The 16,560-nt window shown below is 66.0% G+C and carries 9 protein-coding genes; 4 read left to right on the top strand and 5 right to left on the bottom strand.

Annotated elements, in window-relative coordinates; genetic code table 11:
- Positions 1-100 precede the first annotated feature (100 nt).
- Positions 101-1,312, bottom strand: a complete 1,212-nt coding sequence (locus ACT6S0_RS12655; RefSeq protein ID WP_444764183.1) for a geranylgeranyl reductase family protein — start codon at positions 1,310-1,312, stop codon at positions 101-103.
- 117 nt (positions 1,313-1,429) lie between these two features.
- Positions 1,430-4,378: a TonB-dependent receptor domain-containing protein gene (locus tag ACT6S0_RS12660; protein ID WP_444764184.1), complete on the bottom strand. Its 2,949-nt coding sequence runs from the start codon at positions 4,376-4,378 to the stop codon at positions 1,430-1,432.
- 622 nt (positions 4,379-5,000) lie between these two features.
- Between ACT6S0_RS12660 and ACT6S0_RS12665 the strand changes: the two genes are divergently transcribed.
- From ACT6S0_RS12665 to ACT6S0_RS12675, 3 genes are all read left to right on the top strand, one after another.
- Positions 5,001-7,883 carry a TonB-dependent receptor domain-containing protein gene (locus tag ACT6S0_RS12665; RefSeq protein WP_444764185.1) on the top strand — a complete coding sequence of 961 codons (2,883 nt, stop codon included), beginning with the start codon at positions 5,001-5,003 and terminating at the stop codon, positions 7,881-7,883.
- Between the two features lie 198 nt (positions 7,884-8,081).
- Positions 8,082-9,479, top strand: a complete 1,398-nt coding sequence (locus tag ACT6S0_RS12670) for a putative 2OG-Fe(II) oxygenase (protein ID WP_444764186.1) — start codon at positions 8,082-8,084, stop codon at positions 9,477-9,479.
- Between the two features lie 122 nt (positions 9,480-9,601).
- Positions 9,602-10,726 (top strand): 2OG-Fe(II) oxygenase, encoded by a 1,125-nt coding sequence (locus ACT6S0_RS12675; protein ID WP_444764187.1) that lies wholly within the window; start codon positions 9,602-9,604, stop codon positions 10,724-10,726.
- A 44-nt stretch (positions 10,727-10,770) separates the two neighbouring features.
- Here the strand turns inward: ACT6S0_RS12675 and ACT6S0_RS12680 are convergent, their stop codons facing one another.
- Positions 10,771-12,951, bottom strand: a complete 2,181-nt coding sequence (locus tag ACT6S0_RS12680) for a malate synthase G (protein WP_444764188.1) — start codon at positions 12,949-12,951, stop codon at positions 10,771-10,773.
- Between the two features lie 147 nt (positions 12,952-13,098).
- Here ACT6S0_RS12680 and ACT6S0_RS12685 point away from each other — a divergent pair, with 147 nt between their 5' ends.
- Positions 13,099-14,025, top strand: a complete 927-nt coding sequence (locus tag ACT6S0_RS12685; RefSeq protein WP_444764189.1) for a LysR family transcriptional regulator — start codon at positions 13,099-13,101, stop codon at positions 14,023-14,025.
- Here the strand turns inward: ACT6S0_RS12685 and ACT6S0_RS12690 are convergent.
- Together ACT6S0_RS12690 and ACT6S0_RS12695 are read right to left on the bottom strand one after the other, a co-directional pair.
- Positions 14,022-14,588, bottom strand: coding sequence for a DUF922 domain-containing protein (locus ACT6S0_RS12690; protein ID WP_444764190.1), 567 nt, complete (start codon positions 14,586-14,588; stop codon positions 14,022-14,024). The two genes, ACT6S0_RS12685 and ACT6S0_RS12690, sit on opposite strands and share 4 nt — an antisense overlap.
- A gap of 4 nt (positions 14,589-14,592) precedes the next feature.
- Entirely contained in the window at positions 14,593-16,293 is a 1,701-nt protein-coding gene (locus tag ACT6S0_RS12695; RefSeq protein ID WP_444764191.1) for an AMP-binding protein, read from the bottom strand.
- Positions 16,294-16,560: the final 267 nt, after the last annotated feature.

Consider the following 16,560-nt stretch of genomic DNA (forward strand, 5'->3'; position numbering starts at 1 on the left):
AGGGGTACCCTGGACGGTCCCCCGAGGGGATGAGCCGCAAGCACATCGCCCAAGGCGGGCCGGCTTGGGAGCGGCCCGGCATTCAGCCCGCGAAACTCGTTTACTCGAAGAAGAGTCGGCTGAGGCCCTTGAAGCTGACCAGGTTGCCGGGATTGCTGGTCTCGTTGAGCACGCCGCTCATGCGCCTGAGCAGACGCGGGCTCTTCTGGGCCCGCCAGATCAGCAGGTCGGCCAGCCAAGGGTGGGCATTGACGCGGTTGGCGCGCTCGTAGAGGTCGAACTTGGGCTTGAGCGCCGTCAGCGCCGCCTCGTAGGCGGCGCGCGCCGCGGCGTCATCGGTGTGGGCCAGGATGGCGTCGGCCGCCAGCATGCCCGTCTCCATCGCCTTGCCGATGCCCTCGCCGGTGAAGGAGTAGGTGGAGCCGGCGGCTTCGCCGGTGACGAGCAGGCCAGGGCGCGACCACTTGGCCCCCGTGAGCGTGCAGCGCAGCGGCGCGCCCTTGAGCTCGCCGACGAGTTCGCCGACGCGCATCAGCTCCGCCGCCGGCGCGTACTTGTCGACGAAGGCGTCGAAGATGGCGCGCAGGTTGACGTCTTTCTTGACACCCTTGCCGCCGCCGAGGTCCTTGTGCGAGTCGGTCACGCCGACGCCGATGTTGAAGTGACCATCCGGGGCCGGAAAGATCCAGCCATAGCCCGGTCGCACCGCCCTGTCCCAGACGACTTCCAGCGCCTTGATCTTGCCGACCATCTGCGGCGCCTTCACATAGCCGCGCAGCGCAACGCCGCTGGGGGTGTGGCGTTCGCACATGCCGGCGGCGGTCAGCGCCTTGGGAACCGCGCCGGTGGCCAGCACGACCCAGCGTGCGCGGAATTCGACGCTGTCGTCGCCGCGCTTGAGCCGCGCGCCGACGACGCGGCCGTCCTGTTCCAGAGGGGCCTCAAAGCGTGCCTGCTCGAAGCGCGCGCCGGCGTCCTGGGCGGCGCGCAACAGCAGCGCATCTAGCTCGCGCCGCGGCAGCACGGCGAGCGAGCCCGGCACATCGATGCGCCCGCCGCGCGGGCCGATGCAGCCGACATGCGCCACCGGCTGCGCCAGGCGCATGACCTCGTCGAGCAGCCCGAGCCGGGCCAGCGCGCGGTGCGCGTCGGGAATCAGCCCGTCGCCGCAGGTCTTGTCTCGGCCGGGGGGGTGTTGGTCGACCAGCAATACGGCGAGACCGGTCCGCGCCAGGACCCGCGCGCAGGCACTGCCGGCGGGACCGGCGCCGATGATGAGGACATCAAGTGGCGAAGGAGAGGAAATCGTCATGGTGCTTGGTACAAACGGGCGAGCGAGGACGACAGAGGCGCCCAAAAAAAAGCACATCGGGCCGATGTGCTTTTCGGGGGGGCAGCACCTGCGTGCGCAGGTGCTGGGTGGTCAGGCTTACATGCTGTAGCGCAGACCGACGTAGTAGCGGCGACCAATGGCATCGTAGACGCTGGCGTTGGTTTCCGCGCCGGTCGTGTTGCCCGGCAGACCCGAGATGATCAACGGCGCCTTGGTGGCCAGGGCATTGTCGATGCCGAAGTAGATCTCGCTCTTGCCCAGCTTGTAGTTGGCCTGCAGGTCGAGATAGGTGCGCGAGCCGATCTTGCCGTCGTTCTTCGTCGAACCGGGGAAGTTGTCGCGCATGAAGTTGTCCTCCAGGTAGGACTTGCCGAAGTACGTTGCCGTGGCTGCCACACCGATGTTGCCGATGTTGTAGCCCAAGTTCAGCACGAAGCGATGGCGTGCGTTACCGACCTCGCCCTGCGAGTAGTTCTTGTCGGCCTCCGGCGTCGGCTGGTTATAGGCCTGCATGATGTAGGTGTAAGCGAGGCGCGAATTGAATGTGCCACCACCCAGCCGTGTGCGGTGCGAAGCGGTCAGGTCAACGCCTTCGACCAGGTCGCCGCCAGTGTTGGCAGAGGTCTCGTCGATGAACTCCAGCGAACCGGCGCTGTTCGGGCCGATGTCGGCCGGACGGCGCTTGATGAAGTTGCAGAAGCTAGTGTTGCCACCACCGTAGCACTGGTTCAGCGCGTACTGGCGTCCAGGTGTGTTGATTGCATCGGCGATCTTGATCTTGTAGTAGTCAGCCGTGAACGTGAAGTCGCGCAACAAGTCGATGGTTTTCGGCGTAACAACGATGCCGATGGTCGTCGACTTGCCCTTCTCGGCCCCCAGGTTGGGGTTGCCGCTGTCAAAGCCGCTGACGCCTTGCAGGTCAGCCTGGGTCAGCGTGAACTTGCCGTTGGCTGCGATGTTGGCCGCGACGCCCGGTGCGGCCTTGCAAGCCACAGCGGTCGCCGAGGTGTCCGCCGCAGTCACGCCAACGCAAGGGTCAGCCAAACCGGTAGGGAAGGTCTGCGACGGCGCCAAGTAGAGCTCGTCGATGTTGGGAGCGCGCGTGGACACCGAGTAGTTGGCGCGGACGCGGAAGGTGGAGTTGATGCCCCAATCCAGGCCGCTGTTCCAGCTGGTGGTGTTGCCCACGGTGGAGTACTTGCCCTGGCGGACAGCAGCCTGCGCGTCGAGAGACTTGACCAGCGGCAGGTTCTTCAACAGCGGCAGGCGGACTTCAGCGAAGGCTTCCTGAACGTCGAACGCACCGGCCGTGTTGGGCAGGGCGTTGCCAGCGTTCAGGCCGGTTTGCGTCAGCGCGTCGAATTCGGTGCTGGAGGTTTCCTTGCGGTACTCGGCACCGAAGGCCATGCCCACCGGGCCGGCGGGCATGCTGAACGGCTCGCCGCTGATCGAGACGCCGGCGAGGTTCTGCGTCAGGCGCGTATTCAGCGAAGACGGCGCATGGATGTAGCGCGCGGCTGCGGCGCTCAGTTTGTTAGCACCAAAGATGTTGGCTGCCACGCAACCCTGGTCGCGGGCAATAGCGTCCTTGCAGATGGCCTCAGTCCTATTGCCGTTCCCGTTCACGTCGTTGACGTCGGCCACGGCGCTCAGAGCATTCATGAAATTCATGACGTTGACCTGGCCGGTACCGGTCTGCCCTTCCTTGGTGAAGGAATGAGCGGCATAGGCCTCATAGGACCATGTTTTGGTAATGTCACCCTTAACGCCGGCAAGCAGGCGGAAAGTGTCGCGGTTCGCCTTGTTGCCGCGGTTTTCAATATCCGACATGCGGCGCGTGAAGTTGTAGTCCTTCAGGCCGTCGCCATCACGGTCAGTCGCGTTGTTGAAGATGGTATCGGGCACCAGCGGGTTGCGCATCTTGACGCCATTGACCATGAACTCGGCGGGAATCAGGCCGCCGAGGTCGGTGGAGTCCAGCGGGAAGGGCTCGAGGCGGGTCTTGGTCTTGGTGGCGGCGTAGTTCGCTTCGAAGAAGACCGAATTCGAGTCGTTCAGGTTGAACTCGCCCTTGCTGGCCAACATCAGGCGGTCGGTCGGGATGGCAATGGTGCGGATGGCCGAGCGGTTGTAACCGGTGGCGCCGACGCCGTCGCCGGCAGGGCCGTTGGTAGAGAAGGGGATCTCTTGACCGCTGCCGTTGAAGGTGAAGTTGCGTGTGATCCGCGTACCGTCAGCGTTGAAGCCCGGGCTGTAGAAGAAGCGGCCCTGCGGCGCGAAGCTCGAATAGAACGGCCGCTGGATTGTGAAGATGTCGGCAACGTCACCCGTCACGAATGCGCCGCGCGAGGCCTGATCCACGGCGGCGAAATCGCGGTCGCGCGAGTACACGGCGCCCTGCTGGCTGGCCGACAGGTTGACCATCAGATTGCCCTGGCCCTCAGCGCCGTTCATGCCGAAGGTGATGCTGACCTTCTTCTTCTTGTCGTCGCCTTCCTCGCTCTGGCCCATTTGGGCATCCAGGCGCAGACCCTGAAAGTTACGCTTCAAGATGACGTTGACGACACCGGCGACGGCGTCGGAACCATAGGTCGACGAAGCGCCGCCCGTCATGACCTCGACCCGCTCGATGAAGTCGGCGGGGATGGTGTTGAAGTCGACTGCGGAGTCGCCGGGGACGCCGGACACATAGCGGCGGCCGTTCACCAGCACCAGCGTGCGGTTGGAGCCGAGGTTGCGCAGGTCAACCGTCGACACACCGGCGCTGGAGGTCGAGAAGTTGGAGTTGGTGCGGCTGATCGCCGGCGTACCGAACACCGGGCTCTTCAGCAGCAGTTCCTGGAGGTTGGCGACGCCGGAGGCCGCGATGTCGGCGGCACTGAGCACCTGGATAGGAGCAGCGGACTCCGCATTGAGCGACAAGATGCGACTACCCGTCACCTCGACGCGTTCAAGTTGGTCAGGCTTCGTTTGTGCGAAGGCAGGCGAGGCAAGTGCCCCGAGGGCCGCGAGAGCAGCCAGGGAGAGCAGGGTCCGTTTATGCATGAAAACTCCAATGTGACCGATAGGCCATTAACGCCGCGCGAAGCCGCCCTGATCAGACGCCAACACGTTCATCCCGGAAGGGAACGACGCCGATTGTCCGAAGCGGAGTCACCGCGAGTGACTCAGGGAAAGTCAGAGGTCAGGCTTTAGAGCCCCGTCCAGCTCCCCACGGACCCCACGAGAAGCTCTGAATTTCGCGCGTAAGTCATTGATGCATTTACAAATTCATGTTTTTCGCGGCGCGAACAAGGCCGCTGGCGCTTTCGAAATTTGACGCACCGATGTGTTGGTAAACAGACACGAAATTCATGACCAGTCAACTTCTGAAGCTGTTTGCGAGCTGTCATGCCAAAAGGCAGGTTGGGCCGAAAGGGGGATAAGTTGGCCCCAAGCAACGTTTCGGCACGTTTGAGACGTCCTTTTGACAAGGTTAAACCCCTAACTTTCGGCACGTGCGGGGGTGCGCGGATGCTTGCTTCCACGTCCATTGGGGGCAACACGGAGCAGGTGACTGTGCCGGCTTCGCCAGACTCCTGCGGCGAAAGCGTCTGCCGCAAAACGGATCGCATTTCCGAAAGTTATCCACCACATCGTTGAGAAACGTCCTCACGAAGGAGTAGTCATGTTTAAACGAAACGCCCGCAGCGCAGCCGCGCTGGCGATGATCGGCACGCTGAGTGCCGTCTCGGTAATGGCCCAACAAGCCGTGCCGGAGAAGCTCGAGCGCATCGAGATCACCGGTTCGCGCATCAAGAAGTCCGACGCGACGGCGGAAAGCCCGATCGTGACGGTGACCGCGGAAGAGCTCCGGCAGAGCGGTATCGTGACCGTCGAGCAATTTCTCAACACCCTGCCACAGGTCACGGCTGGCCTCAGCTCGCAGTCCAACAATCCGTCGAGCAACGGCCGCGCATTTATCGATCTGCGCGGGCTCGGTTCTGGCCGGAACCTGGTGTTGATCAACGGCCGCCGCGCCATGGGTTCTACCGGCGGCGGTACGGTGGACACGAACACCATCCCGACCTCGCTGATTGAGCGGGTTGAAGTGATCACCGGCGGCGCTGCGACGGCCTACGGTGCGGACGCGGTTTCGGGCGTCGTCAACTTCATCATGAAGAAGAATTTCAAGGGCCTTGAGCTGGATGCCCAGCACCGCATGACCGATCGCAGCGACGGCAAAGAGAGCTCGGCGTCGATGACGATGGGCGGCGCCTTCGACGGCGGGCGCGGTTCGGCCGTGTTCGGGGGCGGGTACTTCAAGCGTGACTCCATCTACAAAGGAGCGCGCGAGTTTTCAGCCCAGGCATCGAACACCACGGGAATCTTCCCAGGCGGTTCGATTTCGGTCGGAGCCAACGCGCCCACCCAGGCCGCGGTCAATGCCATCTTCGGCGCCGACAAGTGCAACACCAACGGTGGTTCGACCGGATTCGGTTTCAACCCGGACGGATCTCTCTTTTGTACCGGCGTGGGTGGCAACGCGAACCGGAACGTCGTCAATTACAAGGGTCCTGAGAGCGACATCGCCACGGCCTTCTTCCCGGATACCTTCTCGTACAACTTCGAGCCGGACAACGCACTTGTCCTGCCGATGGAGCGCTGGTCGCTGTATTCGTCGCTGAACTACGAGGTCAACAAGAATTTCCGTCCTTACGCGTCGTTCCAGTTCACCAACTACAACGCTCAATCCGAGCTGGCGCCGACGCCGGCCGGCGGTACCACCGGCTTCTTTGTGCCCGTGACCAACCCGTTCTTGAGCGCCGAAGCCAAGACCTTGCTGGCGGCCCGCGCCAATCCCACGGCACCGGTCGCCTTTAGCAAGCGATTCAACACACTGGGTGGGCGCACGTCCTTCAACACGCACGACGTCTGGCAGGGTATCGCCGGTGCGACCGGCGATCTGGGGCTGCTGGACGACTGGACCTATGACGTCTACGCGACCTATGGTCGTTCCGTGCAGAACGAAACCCAGGGCGGCAACGTGCGCATCCCCCGTGTGCAGGCTTTGATCGACGCAGCCAATGGAGGTACCTCGCTCTGCGCAGGCGGCTTCAATCCGTTTGGTCCGTCTTCACTCTCCACGGAGTGCCAAAGCTACATCGGCTTGCAGGCAAAGAATCTGACCACTGTGGTTCAGAAGGTGGTCGAAGGCACCGTCACGGGGCCGGTTGTCCAACTGCCGGCCGGTAGCCTGGATGCGGTCTTCGGCATGACCTATCGGGCGCTCGACTTTGACTTCAAGCCCGACTCCGGGCTGCAACCCGGGCAAGTTGCTGGTTTCAACGAGCAACTGCCTGTGAAGGGCAAGCTGGAGTTCAAGGACGTCTTCGCCGAGGCGGTGTTCCCGCTGCTGAAGAACAAACCCTTCGTGAAGTACCTTGCTGCCACGGTGGGCGCGCGGGTGTCGGACAGCAACATCACCGGCCAGGACTCCAGCTACAAGCTGACAGTGGACTGGGCCGTCAACAACACGGTTCGCTTCCGTGGCGGTGCTCAGACGGCCGTCCGTGCACCGAATGTGAACGAACTCTTTGCGCCGCAACTGAACAACTTCCCAACGTTTACCAACTCCGATCCTTGCAACACGGCGGGCGCAATTGCCGCGACCTACCGCAACGGTCCGAGCGCTGCGCAGGTGCAAGCCCTATGTGCGGCCCAGTCGGTCGTGGCCGGCGGGGCTGGCTATGTACAGCCGAGTGGCCAGGCAACCGGCATCGTGGGCGGCAATCCGGGTTTGATGCCTGAGAAGTCAAAGTCGTTCACGGCGGGTCTTGTGCTGCAACCTACCAGGGATCTGTCGGCAACGATCGACTATTGGTCCATCGACCTCAAGGAGGTGATTGGGTCCGTCAACGCGACGACCATCGTCCAGCGTTGCTTCAACCGTGATGGTGCCAACCCCACCTTCAGCCCGACCAATGACTGGTGCCAACTCTTCAATCGCGATGCGAACAATGGTGGCGTGATCCGTCTGAAGCAACTCTCGCGCAATCAGGCATTCCAAAAGCTCACGGGCGTTGACATCGGCGTCGACTATGCGCTCAGCCTGCAGCAAATGGGTTCGCTGAGGTGGAATCTGGTTGCGACCTGGGCCGAGAAGAACACGTCGCAAACCACGGTGGTCGACCCCGTCAATGACTTTGTCGGCACGATCGGCTCCACGACGGGTTCTGCCATTCCCAAGTGGCGCGGCACCCTGTCCACCACCTATTCGTTGGGCGGCCTGAGCCTGCAGTTGGTCAACCGCTATATCGACAAGATGGTTCATGCCAACACCGTCACCGGTGGCTCGCCGGTGTCGAACACGGGCACCGCTGCGACGTGGTACCACGACATCTCCGCGCGCTACGCCATCACGTCGAATATTTCGGTGCGTGCCGGTGTGTCGAACGTGACCGATCAGCAACCGAGGCTGTACACGCCGAACATCCAGGCCAACACCGATCCGTCGACGTTTGACGTGCTCGGCCGGCGCTATTTCGTCGGCTTGAACGCCAAGTTCTGATCACGCGTATCGAACCGCGTCACTGACGCAGACGCAAGACGGTGGGGCTGAATCCCACCGTCTTTTTTTTGGATGGCGCAGCCCGGACAACGAGGACTTGCTGAGGGTGCGGCACCGACGGCCCACTGGTGGCTGTGCCTGCAGAGGTGCGCAACGCGGCTCCCTTGAACGACGATCTGTACCCCCGGGGGATAGGCCATGCATCCGACATTGATGGACTTGTTGCAGCAAGCCGACCGGCTGCGGGCTGCCGGGCAGTTGGAACAGGCGCTGAGCCTGTATCACCAAACTCGGCGGCTGTTTCCCGCCGAGCCCGTGACGGACCACAACCTGGCGGCGACCCTCGGTGACCTCGGCCGGCACGACGAGGCGCTGGTCTTTGCAAAGGCGGCGCTGGGTGCCGGGCTCGATGCACCCGAAACCTGGCTCGTGCGGGCGCGGTCAGAGCTTGGGCTGCTCGATCTCGTTGCCGCCGCTGAAAGCTATCGCAGGGCACTGGCGCTGCGCCCGAACTTGCTCGCGGCTCAGTTCGAGGCAGCTCAGCTTGCCTGGATGTCGACCGGCGACACAGAGCATGCGCTGGTCGGGCTGAGGCAAGCCGAAGGCCGCGCGGACGCCGATCCCATGCTGGCCTTCGTCAAGGCGCAGGCGCAGGAAAAGATGGGCGATGTTCGGGGTGCGCGTGCATCTTTGGAGCCGCTTGTCGCGCGCGCTGGTGGCACGCCGGTGGTGCTGGCCTATGCGGCGCATCTGGAGGCACTGTTGGGCAGGCCGGACGCGGCGACTTCGCTGGCCGAAGCCTGTCTGCGGGCTGCACCGGGCGACCACGGCGCGGTCGAGGCGCTGACGCGGGCACGCCTTGCCGTTGGCGACGGGCCAGGCGCCAGCGAGGCGGCAGGCCATCTTGTCGCGGCCCAGCCCCTGAACCAGCACGCGATCGCGCTGCAAGCCACCGCCTGGCGGATGACAGGCGATGCCCGCTACCACGGCTTGTATGACTATGAACGCTTGGTGGCGTCTTACCAGCTCGACCCACCCTCAGGCTGGGACAGTCTGGATGCCTATGTGGCCGATCTCGCAAACGAATTGAAGGCCGCGCATCCGTTTCGTGCCCACCCCTTCGGTCATTCGGTGCGCGGCGGCAGCCAGCTGCCGCATGTTCTTTGCCGTCGCACCCCGGCCCTGTCGGCCCTGGCCGGGGCAGTGATGGCGCCGATCAAGCGCCATCTTGAGCGGCTGGGGCAAGGCGGCGATCCGGTGTGCCGACGCAATGCCGGCCGGGCCCGGATCCAGGGCGACTGGTCGGTCTGGCTGTGGCCGGGCGGGCATCATGTCGACCATGTGCACCAGGAAGGTTGGCTGTCCACGGCCTGCCATATCGAATTGCCGGCAGTCGTCGATGCCGGCGGGCGCGAGGGCTGGCTGCGTTTCGGCAAGCCGGGCATTCCGGTCGGCCGGGAAATGGGGGCCGAGCATTGGGTGCGCCCTCAACCGGGGCGCCTGGTGCTGTTTCCGTCGTATATGTGGCATGGCACCGAACCATTCGGAGGCCAACTGCCGCGGCTGACGGTTGCCTTCGATCTGCTGCCGGCCTGACAGCGGCGCGTGGAAGCGTGCAGTCAGCGGCCACCGCTACCGTAACTCCAACCTGGGAAGAGCCCGGATACATGGCAATCGCATCAGACTCGATCAGCCCCGATGACGCGCACTCCGCGCGATTGTTCGGCCAAGCGCAGGTGCGCACCCGCGCCGGGGACGCCGATGGCGCGCGCAGGTTGCTGCAAGAGGCGGCGCAGGCCGGCCACTTGCCTGCGCTGCTGCAACTCGGCGTCTGGGACATCCTCGGCCTGGCGGGGCCGGTGGACTTGCCGACTGCGGTGGCGCGCGTGCGCGACGCGGCGGACCTCGGGCACCTTCCCGCCATCACGCTGTATGCACAACTCGTCGCGGCCGGCGCGGGCGGCTTGGCGCGCGATTTCACGCAGGTCCTGGCGCGGCTTCTGGCGGCCGCGCGAGGCGGGGAGCCGCGGGCAGCCGTGCAACTGGCGATCCTGATCCCCGACCTCCCGGAGCACGCCAAGGTGCGTGTGGCGCTGCTGCATCTTGCTGCTGCAGGGGGCGAGCCGATCGCCAGGATGTTCATCGAGCGCATGGCCCCGCACACGCCCGACCTGCCTCTCGACTGGGACGCCGTCCGGTCCCGCGTCGCCTGGCCTCACGAGCGGGCCTTGCCGGCGCTAGAGACGCGCAGCGAACGGCCGCGCATCGTCGCCTTGCCAAGGCTGCTGTTCCCGGACGAGTGCATTTACATGGCCCTGAAGGGCTTGCCGCTGTTGCGGCCGGCCCGCATCGTCGGACCTGACGGCAAATCTGCGGTCGACCCGATCCGCTCGAACGAGGCTGGGAAGTTCGGCTTGCTGGAGGCCGACGCGGTCGTGCAGAGCCTGGACCTGCGCGTGGCAGCGGCGCTCGGACACCCCGCGGAGAACGGGGAGGGTTTCGCGCTGCTTCGATACCAGGTCGGTCAGCAATATCTGCCGCACTGCGACTGGATCGACCCGGAGCACGCAGCAACGCGTGCCGACCTCGAACGCTGGGGCCAGCGGGTCGCCACCTGTGTGGTCTACCTGAACGATGGGTTCGAGGGCGGTACTACCGACTTCCCGGAGCTCGGGCTAGAGCATCGCGGTGGCGTGGGTGATGCCTTGGCCTGGGACAACGTCGGGCCGCATGGGGCGGTCGATCCGTTGACTCTGCATGCCGGTCGGCCGCCGACCCAGGGCATGAAGTACCTGTTGTCCAAGTGGATGCGCGATCGGAGTCAGTCGGGCAATCACGGCTGAGGCCTTGTCCCAGCCGGGGGATCCGGCCCCGAACAGCGGCCCGATCAGTCGCCAGCCTTGACCCGCAACCGCCAGGCATGCAGCAGCGGCTCGGTGTAGCCGCTGGGCTGCGCCTCGCCCTTGAACACCAGGTCCAGCGCCGCCTGCATGGCCGCGCCCTGCGGGTTGGCGGCCAGCGACCGGTACGCCGGGTCGTCCGCGTTCTGGCCGTCGACGACCTGGGCCATGCGGGCGAAGGTCTCGCGCACCTGCTCGGCCGACACCACGCCATGGCGCAGCCAGTTGGCGATGTGCTGGCTGCTGATGCGCAGCGTGGCGCGGTCTTCCATCAGGCCGATGCCGTTGATGTCGGGCACCTTGGAGCAGCCCACGCCCTGGTCGATCCAGCGCACCACATAGCCCAGGATGCCCTGCACGTTGTTGTCCAGCTCCTGCTGGCGTTGCTCGGGCGTCCAATCCGCGTTCGGGGCGACCGGAACGGTCAGCAGCGCATTCAGGATGGCCTCGCGCTCGGCGCCGAGGTCGACCTTTTCCAGTTCGCGCTGCACGGCGGTCACGTCGACCTGGTGGTAGTGCAGCGCATGCAGCGTCGCGGCGGTGGGCGACGGCACCCAGGCGGTGTTGGCGCCTGCCTTGGGGTGGGCCACTTTTTGCTCCAGCATGGCCGCCATCAGGTCGGGCATGGCCCACATGCCCTTGCCGATCTGGGCGCGGCCTCTCAAACCGCAGGCCAGGCCCGTGAGCACGTTGTTGCGCTCGTAGGCAGTGATCCAGCTCGACGCCTTCATGTCGCCCTTGCGCAGCATGGCGCCGGCGCGCATGGCGGTGTGCATCTCGTCGCCGGTGCGGTCCAGGAAGCCGGTGTTGATGAAGGCCACGCGGCTGGCGGCGGCGGCGATACAGGCCTTCAGGTTGACCGCGGTGCGGCGCTCCTCGTCCATGATGCCCAGCTTGACGGTGCTGTCGGGCAGGCCGAGCAGCTGCTCAACGCGCGTGAACAGCTCGGCCGCAAAGGCCACTTCGGCCGGGCCATGCATCTTGGGCTTGACGATGTAGACCGAACCGGCGCGGCTGTTTCTCACTCCTTCGCGGCGCTGCAGGTCATGCATCGCAATCGTCGTCGTGACGATGGCGTCCATGATCCCTTCCGGGATCTCGCTGCTGTCGTCCAGCAGGATGGCCGGGTTGGTCATCAGGTGGCCGACATTGCGCACGAACATCAGCGAGCGGCCATGCAGCGTCAGCGTGCCGCCGTCAGGCGCGGTGTAGACGCGGTCGGCGTTCAGGCGGCGCGTGAAGCTCTTGCCGCCCTTGGCGACTTCCTCGGTCAGCGTGCCCTGCTGGATGCCCAGCCAGTTGCGGTAGGCCAGCAGCTTGTCCTGGGCATCGACGGCGGCGACCGAGTCTTCCAAGTCGAGGATGGTGGACAGGGCCGACTCCAGCACGATGTCGGCGATGCCGGCCGGATCGGTGCGGCCGATGGGCGTCGTGCGGTCGATGCGGATGTCCAGGTGCAGGCCGTGGTGGACCAGCAGCACGCTGCTCGGCGCATCGGGCGTGCCCTGGTAGCCGGCAAAGGTGGCCGCATCCGCCAGGCCGGTCACGTCGCCCGAGGCCAGCGTGACGGACAGCTGGGCGCCCTCGACGCGGTAGGCCACGGCCTGACCGTGCGAGCCCTCGGCCAGCGGCGCTGCCTGGTCCAGCACCTGGCGTGCATAGGCCACGACGCGGCCGCCGCGCACGGGGTTGTAGGCGCCCTCACGGGTGGCGCCATCGGTCTCGGGAATCGCGTCGGTGCCGTAGAGCGCGTCGTACAAGGAGCCCCAGCGTGCGTTGGCCGCGTTCAGCGCATAGCGCGCGTTCAGGATGGGCACGACCAGTTGCGGCCCAGCCTGCAGCGCCAGCTCGGCATCAACATGGGTGGTTGTCGCCTGCACTTGCGCCGGCGCCTCGACGAGGTAGCCGATGCGGCTCAGGAAGCCGCGATAGGCCGGCATGTCGGTGATTGGGCCCGGGTGGGCCTCGTGCCAGGCGTCAAGCTCGGCCTGCAGGCGGTCCCGCTCGGCCAGCAGCGCGCGGTTCTTCGGCGCCAGTTCGTGGGCCAGCGCGCTGAAGCCCGCCCAGAAGGCGTCGGTGGCGATGCCCGTGCCGGGCAGCACCTCGGTGTCGATAAAGCGGGCCAGGTCGGCGTCGACCTGCAGGCGGTGGAGGTGGGTGCGAGGCATGGCGAACTCCGGCAAGAACAGATGTCGAAATCTAGCCGGGCTGGGGGCTGGATTGACTGTCCGCCGCGTCATTCATCTGTGACCCAAACGCAAAGATGCCCGCCGAATCGGCTGCCACTGCGCTGGCGCGCCAGCACAATGCCGGGCATGGACAAGCTCAAGCAGATCGAGTCCTTTGTGCTCGTCACGGCCAAGGGCAGCCTGACTGCTGCGGCCCAGTCCGAGGGCGTGGCGCCGGCCGTCATGGGTCGGCGGCTGGACGCGCTGGAGGCGCGGCTGGGCGTCAAGCTGATGTTGCGCACCACACGCAGGCTGACGCTGACGCCCGAAGGGCAGTCCTTCCTGGAGGACTGCCAGCGCCTCATCGCCTCGCTGGCCGACGCCGAGGCGGCCGTCAGCGCCGGCGGCCTCAAGGCCAGCGGCCATCTGCGTATCACGGCCCCGGCCGGCTTTGGCCGCCGACATGTGGCGCCGCTGGTGCCGGGCTTCCTGGCAGAGCACGCCGACCTCAGCCTGTCGCTCAACCTGAGCGACCGCGTCGTCGACATCGTCCACGAGGGTTTTGACTGCGCCGTGCGCGTTGGCGACCTGCCGGACTCCAGCCTGGTCAGCACGCGGCTGGCCGACAACCGTCGGCTGTGCGTCGCCGCGCCCGGCTACCTCAAGCGGGCCGGCGTACCCAAGCATCCCGACGAGCTCGGCCGGCATGCCTGCCTGACGCTGAGTTCCGAAGCCAGCCAGGTGCGCGGCTGGGCCTTCCAGGTCGATGGCGCCGTGCAGCACCTGCGCCCCGAGACGAGGATGCAGGGGCGGCTCGATTGCAGCGATGGCCAGGTGCTGCACGACTGGTGCGTGGCGGGGCTGGGCATCGCCTGGCGCAGCACCTGGGAGGTCGAGACCGACCTGGCCGAGGGACGGCTGGTCAGCGTACTGGACGAGTTCTCGGCGCCGCCCAACGGCATCTACGCCGTGTTCCCGCAATCGCGCCACCTGCCGCTGCGCACGCGGCTTTGGGTGGAGCATCTGCGTGCCCACTACGGCCGCGCCGACTACTGGCGAAGCTCGAAAGCCTAGCGCTGCAGGCAGGCGCCCTGCGTGCAGCCGTACTGCGTGGCGGCGTCGTAGGCCTTGTCTTCGCGGGTGGCGCGCTCAACCCGTTCAGTGGCGAGGCGGTTGGCCTCGGCTTCCAACAGGCGGCAGCTTGCCATCGGGGCCATCTGGGCGATGGCTGAATCAACCTGCTGGGCAGCGGCTTGCCCCACACGTCGATGGCCCTCCTCGTGCTCGATCAACGCCGGCAGATATGACGCGAACTGCGCCGCGACGGCAGCCGTGCTCTCTTTCAGGGCGGGCAGGGTCATGGTCACGGCGAGCTTGACGGCCACGGACGTGATGCCGCACAGACCGTCCGGTCGCACGTCGTAGCGGTACTGCCAGTTGACCCGCCATTGCGTGTGACCGAAGAAAGGCCTGCCGTTTTCGCCGCGGATCGGCGTCGCATGGTTCAGCGCCTGAAGCAGGCTCATGCCGGGGCGTTGCCTGACCTCGTAGTTCAGGCGCTCGGCCGTCTCGGTCACATGGCCGAAACAGGCCGCATGCACGCTGCCCAGCAGCGCAAGCAGCAGGCCGCGGCCCAACGCGTCAATCGCCGAGCTGCACCTTCGTGCGCTTGCCTGCCCAAGCGTCGAAATTGCCCGCATAGGCCTCCTCGATGCGATTGCGCTTGACCTTGAAGGTCGGCGTGATGAAGCCGTTGTCCACCGTCCAGGGCGTCTTGATCAGCACCAGCGTGTCGAGCTGCTCGTGCGGGTCCAGGCGGGCATTGACGTCGTCCAGGTGCTTGCTCAGCTCGGCCATCAGCGCCGTCTTCTCGGCCTCGGTGCTGGCGCGCTGGATGCCCTGCGGCGACAGCATCGCGATGCCCAGCGGCTGGCCCATGTTGGCGCCGGCCACGCAGCAGGCCTCGATGTTGGGGTTCATGCCCAGCTTGTCTTCGATGGGCGCGGGCGCGACGTACTTGCCCTTGCTGGTCTTGAACAGGTCCTTCACGCGGCCGGTGATGCGCACGCAGCCATCGGCGTCCTGCGTGACCTTGTCACCGGTGTGCAGCCAGCCGTCGGGTGTCAGCGCGTCGGCGGTCAGGCCGGGTTCCTTGTAGTAGCCCAGCATCAGTGCCGGGCTGCGCATCTGCAGCTCGCCGTTGGCGGGGTCGATGCGCGTCTGCACGCCGGGGTAGGCCGGGCCGACGGTGCCGCGCTGGTTCTTGCCCGGCAGCGTCATGTGCGACAGCGCCAGGTTCTCGGTCATGCCATAACCCTCGTTGATGGGCAGGCCGAGCTTGTCGTACCACTCCAGCAGCGCGATGGGCATGGGTGCGGCGCCGCCGACGGCGATGCGGCACTGGTCCAGGCCGAGCGCCTTGAGCACCTTCTTGCGCACGATGCCGCCGATGATGGGCAGGCGCAGCAGCTTGTTCATCTTCTGCGGCGGCATCTTGGCCTGCACGCCCTGCTGGAACTTGACCCACAGGCGCGGCACGCTGAAGAAGATGGTCGGTCGGGCGCGTTGCAGGTCGGTGGTGAAGGTGTCCAGCGACTCGGCGAAGTACAGCCGCATGCCGGTCTTCAGCCAGCCGTGCTCGACCAGCACCCGCTCGGCCACGTGGGCCAGCGGCAAATAGGACAGCATGCGGTCCTGGGCGGTCATCGGGAAGCGCTCCAGGCCCTCGCCGACGGCCCAGGCGAAGCCGCCGAAGTTGTGCATGACGCCCTTGGGGTTGCCGGTCGTGCCCGAGGTGTAGATCAGGGTGCAGAGTTCGTCGGCACCGCGCGTGATCTCGCCCTTGAGCGGCTCGGTGCGGGCGCAGATGGCGTCCCAGCTCTCGTAGTTCTTCTTCACGTCTTGCGGCGACAGCGCATAGCTCGCGCCGGGCAGGCTGGCCGGCACGCCGGGCTTCATGCCCTCCCAGCCGTCGAGCTTGCCGATGAAGATGAAGCGGGCCTCGCTGTGCGTGAGGATCTGCGTGATGGTCTCGGCCGCCAGCGTCGGGTACAGCGGCACGCTGACATAACCCGCCATCCAGATCGCCAGGTCGGTCATCAGCCACCAGGCGCAGTTCTTGGACAGCAGCGCGACCTTGGCGTCCGCCGGCCAGCCCTCGGCCTCGCCGCGGGCCTTGATGAAGGCGGCCATGCGGCGCACCTGGTCGCCCACCTGGGCCCAGGTGAAGTCCTTGACCTCGGGGCCGCCCATCGGTTGAGTCAGGGAGACCGTGCTGCCTGCGGTGCGCTCCCAGTGATAGAGGCGTTGCAGGGCGAGCGTGTCGGCGGCGATGGTGGCCATGGGTGAGTCTCCTGGGCGGTTCTTTTCGGGAGCCGCAAAGTTAACCGGGTGTAAACGACCCGCCCCTACGGGAAAACACCCTGCGGCGTGACCTGCTACCCACAGACCCTAGAGGGAAGGCTCTAGAACTGGCCCGCCCACGATGCCCGCCATTGACCGCGCCCCAGTTCGGCCCGCAGCGCGTCCAGCGGGTGCGCCGCCAGCCTGCCGGGGCGCAGCGCATCGGCGCGAGCGCGCGCCGCAGCCGCCTCCGGCGTGCCCGCCAGG

It is taken from the genome of Roseateles sp. (assembly GCF_052436255.1).
GTDB lineage: Bacteria > Pseudomonadota > Gammaproteobacteria > Burkholderiales > Burkholderiaceae_C > Pelomonas.

Excerpts from the sequence above, each read along its gene's own strand:
- ACT6S0_RS12655 (WP_444764183.1), bottom strand. The coding sequence starts at position 1,312 with ATGACGATTTCCTCTCCTTCGCCACTTGATGTCCTCATCATCGGCGCC.
- ACT6S0_RS12660 (WP_444764184.1), bottom strand. The coding sequence starts at position 4,378 with ATGCATAAACGGACCCTGCTCTCCCTGGCTGCTCTCGCGGCCCTCGGG.
- ACT6S0_RS12665 (WP_444764185.1), top strand. The coding sequence starts at position 5,001 with ATGTTTAAACGAAACGCCCGCAGCGCAGCCGCGCTGGCGATGATCGGC.
- ACT6S0_RS12670 (WP_444764186.1), top strand. The coding sequence starts at position 8,082 with ATGCATCCGACATTGATGGACTTGTTGCAGCAAGCCGACCGGCTGCGG.
- ACT6S0_RS12680 (WP_444764188.1), bottom strand. The coding sequence starts at position 12,951 with ATGCCTCGCACCCACCTCCACCGCCTGCAGGTCGACGCCGACCTGGCC.
- ACT6S0_RS12685 (WP_444764189.1), top strand. The coding sequence starts at position 13,099 with ATGGACAAGCTCAAGCAGATCGAGTCCTTTGTGCTCGTCACGGCCAAG.
- ACT6S0_RS12695 (WP_444764191.1), bottom strand. The coding sequence starts at position 16,293 with ATGGCCACCATCGCCGCCGACACGCTCGCCCTGCAACGCCTCTATCAC.